The 5096-nt window shown below is 33.0% G+C and carries 5 protein-coding genes and 1 pseudogene; 1 reads left to right on the plus strand and 5 read right to left on the minus strand.

Annotated features, from left to right (window positions below):
- Window positions 1-3 precede the first annotated feature (3 nt).
- The 5 genes from AB1Z17_RS06390 to AB1Z17_RS06410 form a co-directional block, all read right to left on the minus strand.
- The gene (locus AB1Z17_RS06390) at window positions 4-1044 is read right to left on the minus strand and encodes a zinc-binding dehydrogenase (protein ID WP_368050965.1); all 1041 of its coding nucleotides are present in this window, start codon (window positions 1042-1044) and stop codon (window positions 4-6) included.
- 39 nt (window positions 1045-1083) lie between these two features.
- On the minus strand, window positions 1084-1905 hold the full coding sequence (locus AB1Z17_RS06395; protein WP_368050966.1) for a 3-keto-5-aminohexanoate cleavage protein: 822 nt from the start codon (window positions 1903-1905) through the stop codon (window positions 1084-1086).
- A 25-nt stretch (window positions 1906-1930) separates the two neighbouring features.
- A complete protein-coding gene (locus AB1Z17_RS06400; protein WP_368050967.1) occupies window positions 1931-2707 on the minus strand; it encodes a CoA-transferase subunit beta in 777 nt (258 codons plus the stop codon).
- Between the two features lie 12 nt (window positions 2708-2719).
- The gene (locus AB1Z17_RS06405) at window positions 2720-3703 is read right to left on the minus strand and encodes a CoA transferase subunit A (RefSeq protein WP_368050968.1); all 984 of its coding nucleotides are present in this window, start codon (window positions 3701-3703) and stop codon (window positions 2720-2722) included.
- A gap of 145 nt (window positions 3704-3848) precedes the next feature.
- Window positions 3849-4232, minus strand: a complete 384-nt coding sequence (locus AB1Z17_RS06410) for a hypothetical protein (RefSeq protein WP_368050969.1) — start codon at window positions 4230-4232, stop codon at window positions 3849-3851.
- 474 nt (window positions 4233-4706) lie between these two features.
- Between AB1Z17_RS06410 and AB1Z17_RS06415 the strand changes: the two are divergent.
- Window positions 4707-5096: pseudogene (locus tag AB1Z17_RS06415) on the plus strand (TIGR01212 family radical SAM protein); the annotation flags it as partial.

Below are 5096 nucleotides of genomic sequence, written 5' to 3' on the forward strand. Positions count from 1 at the left end.
AACTTATGCATAAAGACGTTCATACAAATCTCTTATGGTTTTGTCTTCTCTTAAAATATTTAACGTTATTTCAGCATGGTCAAGTGCATAACCATTTCCAACAATCATATCTACATCTTTACCAATGCCTTCAGCGCCTAAAGCTGCTTTAGTAAATGAAGTAGCCATACTAAAGAAGTATACAACACCTCTTTCTTTACACATTAAAATGGAGCCCATTTCTGTGTTTTGAATGTTTACATTGTTTATTACAACATCAGCCAACTCACCGTTAGTTAGTTTTAATATTTCTTCATAACAGCTAATAGCATCTGTGGCATCAAGTTTAATTACATCATCACAAATATCTAATGCTTTAAGGGTTTTTAGTGTTTCGTCACGGCTTACAATACCAATTACTCTACCATTAATCCCAGCTCTTCTTTTAGCTTCGTAACAACAAAGCACGCCTGATTTACCACTAGCACCTATAACTACAACCGTATCTCCTGATTTTACTAATCGGGCGGTTTGGGCAGGAGCACCACATACATCAAGCACAGCAAGAGATAAAGCATCTGGCATATCATCTGGTAATTTGGAATAAATACCACTTTCAAACAAAATAGCCTTCGCCTTTACTTTTACCTGATCAACATCCTTTTTAATACTGATTATCTTTTCAATCTTAAGAGGAGTTAATGATAAAGATACAAGACTTGCAATTTTATCACCAACTTTTAAATCTCTTTTGCCTTCAAGAGCTTCACCAATTTTTAGAACTGTTCCAATAAACATTCCACCAGAACCTGTAACTGGATTCTTCATTTTACCTTGTTTAGAAACGATTTCTAAAATAATTTCTTTGATTTTATCAGTATCTCCATCTGCTTGCTCCTTAATTTGTGTAAAACTTGCGGAATCGATATTTAAAATATCAACATCAACTAAGATTTCATTATCGTAAATTTCAGTAAAATCATTATCAACCTTTACTGCTGGTTGAGGTAGAACCCCTTTAGGTTCAATTACTCTATGAGTTCCGTATTTATTGCCTTTTTTCATGATAGTATTATTGATTTAATAAAAGAAGTAATTCTCTTACTACTTTTTTAAGTTTAAAATTTTTCTTGCTTCCGTTGGTGTTGCTATTTCACGACCAAATTCCTTTGCTATTCGCACTATTTTTTCTACTAATTCACCATTTGATTTTGTTAAAACACCTTTTGAAATAAAGATGTTGTCCTCTAAACCAACTCTTACGTGTCCCCCATCAATAATTGCAGCTGCCGCCAAAGGAAACTCGAATCTTCCAACACCTGCTACTGTATAGGTTGCATCAGCAGGTAAACTATGACGCATAAAAACAAAATCTCTTAATGACCCCGCAATTCCACCATTTACACCCATAACCAAGTCAAAATGCATTGGAGCTTTGATAAAGCCTTTTTTGTGAAGGCGCAGTGCCATATCAATCATAGATTTGTCAAAGACTTCAAGCTCTGGTTTAATGCCTCTTTCAATCATTCTTTCGCCAAAATATTTAATGGTGTTTTCGGTATTTTCAAATATTTCATCACCACCAAAATTTAAGGTTCCACAATCTAGCGTTGCCATTTCTGGATTCAATTCTGTAGGCTGTAATCTTTCATCGTTAGACATTCCAACGGCACCACCTGTTGAAGGTTGTATAATTGCATCTGGACATTTTACCCTAATTGCGTCCATTACTTCTTTGAAACGATTTTTATCCTGCGTAGGGGTTCCATCATCTTTACGAACGTGTAAATGAATGATACTAGCACCTGCTTCATAAGCTAAACTTGCTTCACGAACACATTCTTCAATTGTATAAGGAACTGCTGGGTTGTGTTCTTTGGTGACTTCGGCACCAGATATTGCAGCTGTTATAATTAATTTTTCCATTTTTTTGTTTTTAGTATTTTCAAAATTATCCTCTTCCAATAATAACTTTTGAAGGATCTACTTTTTCTCTAAGAGCTGTTAATTCTTCTGATGTTGGCTCTTTTGTTATTTCGTAATTATCAGGAATAATTATTTCGAATTCGGCATTGTCTTTTACATCTTGAATTGTTTTTCCAGGATGTAAAGAAATTAATTGCATTTCTTTAGAATATTCATGATAACCGTAAACTCCGATATCAGTAATAACCCTATGTGGTCCTGTGTTTTTAGGAAGACCTGCTTCCGTTCTTGAATTACCTCCTTCTAAATATCCTGGAGTTGTAATAAAATCTACTTTAGTAGCAAATCGTTGTTTATTTTGAGGTGTAACTACCAATGTTTTCCAACATAAAGAAGCAAGATCATTTGCGCCACCACTTCCCGGAAATCTTGTTTTTGGTTTGTTATGGTTGTCTCCTATAATGGTTGAATTCAAGTTTCCATATTTATCAATTTGTGCTCCACCTAAGAAACAATAATCAACAATACCTGCCTGACATAATTCCATAATCTCAGCCATTGAAGTTGCTTTTAATCCTTTATATGTAGTTCTTGAATCACCTACAGAAATAGGCATAGCAGGTAATAAAGGAGCTATTCCTCCTGCTTCAAATAAAACTGTTAAGTTTGGTGATTGTGTCATTTGAGCTAACATAGCTGCAGCACAAGGAACACCTGTTCCAACAACCACAACAGCGCCATCTTCAAGACTGCGGGCTGCTATGCTTATCATTAACTCCATACTATTATACTTATTATTCATGCTATAATTAGTTTAAAATAAATGTTCAATTTGCTTTAATTTCAAAATCTTTTTCATTCCACCATTTAGCTCTAAGTATTCATAAAAACTCTTCGTATTGTATATGTTTTTATCTATAAAGGCTTTAAATGCTTCAGGATCTTTTTCGGTTTTTAACCATTCCATTAAATGTTCTTCATCTGAATAGTATTCTCCTGGCATATTACCTGGGTACGAACCGTAAGGAATTTCAATTACCGCGTCTACACACCAGTAAGGAATGACTGTTTTATGAGGCTCTCTTCTTATTTCTTCATTCGAAATAATTTTTTCAGTAGTAACAATAACACGTTTTGATGCTTTTGCAATATCATCATCAGCTACAAGAATTCCTTCTATCTGACAATTTCCATAAATATCAGCGCGATGTACATGGATAAAGGCAACATCAGGATATAATGCAGGCAGTAAAGCTAATTTTTGACCAGTAAATGGGCATAAACCTTCTTTAGCACCTGAATATTTAAATGTATCGGTTCCCAACATTACTCTACTTGGTAAATAAGGAAGTCCCATAGCGGCAGCCTTAAATCTCCACGAAAGTGCACCATTAGTCCATTCGGTAACTTTTATGTTTCCAGATTCGAATACTCTTCTTGCGTTTTTAGAAAGTCCTCTGGCTTCTAATCCAACAATATAGGCGGCATCACATCTGTTAAAGCAATTACCTGCACTTAAAATTTGACAATCATGTGTTGAAACGTGGCCTGAAAAACCAAGATCTTTCTTTTTTTGACGAACTACTTCATGAACAAGTGCAGTAGGAATACGAACGCCTCCAAAACCACCTATTGCAAGATAATCTCCATTGTGAACATATTTTTGAACTGCATCTTTAACTGTAGTCCGTTTGTCTTCTATTAGCTTCTTCTTTTTTCTAAAGAAGTCTCTCATTTCATCACTATTTGGAGATGCAAAAATTTCTCCGATTCCTTGTTTTAAATTAGCTGTATCCATAATTAAGTGAAACTTATGTTATTGATATTTTTCTTTGAGATCAACAAATGCTTCTTCGATAGTATTAATTGTATAACCTAAACCCTCTTGGATATCTCTGCATTAGACATAATCACTATGAAGATTAATTTTACCATTGACAAATTTATTTACGTTGACTTGTTTTGGGAGTAACACAGGTTCCAGTTGCTTTACAAACAATTATTGGTTCCTCTAGAAAGTCACAGGCAGAATCTGAAATATCTGGTCTAGGAGCTATTACTTTTCTTGCTTCAAACTTCATTCTTCTACTAGAATTTCCTTCTTCAATAATTTCTCCTATTGCTTCTATATAGTCACCTGCATAAACGGGAGCCATAAATTCAACCATATCATAGGCTTTAAATAATCCTTCGTCACCATCTCTTAAAATAAGAAGTTCTGTAGCAACGTCTCCAAATAGCTGAAGCATTCGTGCTCCATCTACAAGATTTCCACCATAATGAGCGTCGTGAGAGCTCATTCTTAATCTAATTATTGATTTTAACATTTTATTGTATTTTTTTATATTTATTAGTTGACTAATATTTTTTAATCAAAAGTCATTTTTATTGATTTCCATGTTTAAATTCGTTAAACGAATTCGTTATTTTTAATTTTTTCATTTCCATATAAATATATATTAGAGGCTATGAATTTATGTTTGAATTGTTTGTAAATAAAATTGAGATTCCTCTGATTAAAAAAAGATTTTATTGAGGATATATAAGACATGCCATGTAACTTAAAAGATTAAGCTTTACATTGCGAAAAGGTATCTGTTACTTCGAACCTTTCAACTGTTTTGTATCGATATTTGTGTGTAAATTCCATGATAACAAAATACTGGTATAAATTTACAAAAGGTCTTTATATTTACCAAAATATTATAGCTAAAAATTAGATTCAATTTTAGGAATTAATAATTTTTCTTAGTTATCTTTAAAAGAATAACAATTCTTATATTTGTATTACAGGTAATATTATGAAAATAATAGGAAAACGATATTTAGATTATAGTTCATTCATCAAATTAAATTTTGGTGAGCGGGTACAAAAAATCTCGTTAGATATTGGTTTTTCTTGTCCAAATCGTGATGGTTCAAAAGGAGTTGGCGGTTGCACATATTGTAATAACAACACATTTAATCCAGATTATTGTGAGCCTCAAAAAAGTGTAAAAACACAATTAGAACAAGGCATTGAATTTTTTGCTAGAAAAGGTAAAAACAATAAATTTTTGGCATATTTTCAAGCGTATACAAATACGTATTCCGATTTTGAATCGCTCAAACAACTTTATTTAGAAGCTTTAAACGTTCCAGAAGTTGTTGGTCTTGTTATTGGAACGCGTCCAGATTGTATTTCAGAAGAA

Source organism: Lutibacter sp. (genome assembly GCF_040883305.1).
Classification (GTDB): domain Bacteria; phylum Bacteroidota; class Bacteroidia; order Flavobacteriales; family Flavobacteriaceae; genus Lutibacter.

Coding starts and splice junctions, on each gene's coding strand:
- AB1Z17_RS06390 (WP_368050965.1), bottom strand. CDS start 1,044: ATGAAAAAAGGCAATAAATACGGAACTCATAGAGTAATTGAACCTAAA.
- AB1Z17_RS06395 (WP_368050966.1), bottom strand. CDS start 1,905: ATGGAAAAATTAATTATAACAGCTGCAATATCTGGTGCCGAAGTCACC.
- AB1Z17_RS06400 (WP_368050967.1), bottom strand. CDS start 2,707: ATGAATAATAAGTATAATAGTATGGAGTTAATGATAAGCATAGCAGCC.
- AB1Z17_RS06405 (WP_368050968.1), bottom strand. CDS start 3,703: ATGGATACAGCTAATTTAAAACAAGGAATCGGAGAAATTTTTGCATCT.
- AB1Z17_RS06410 (WP_368050969.1), bottom strand. CDS start 4,232: ATGTTAAAATCAATAATTAGATTAAGAATGAGCTCTCACGACGCTCAT.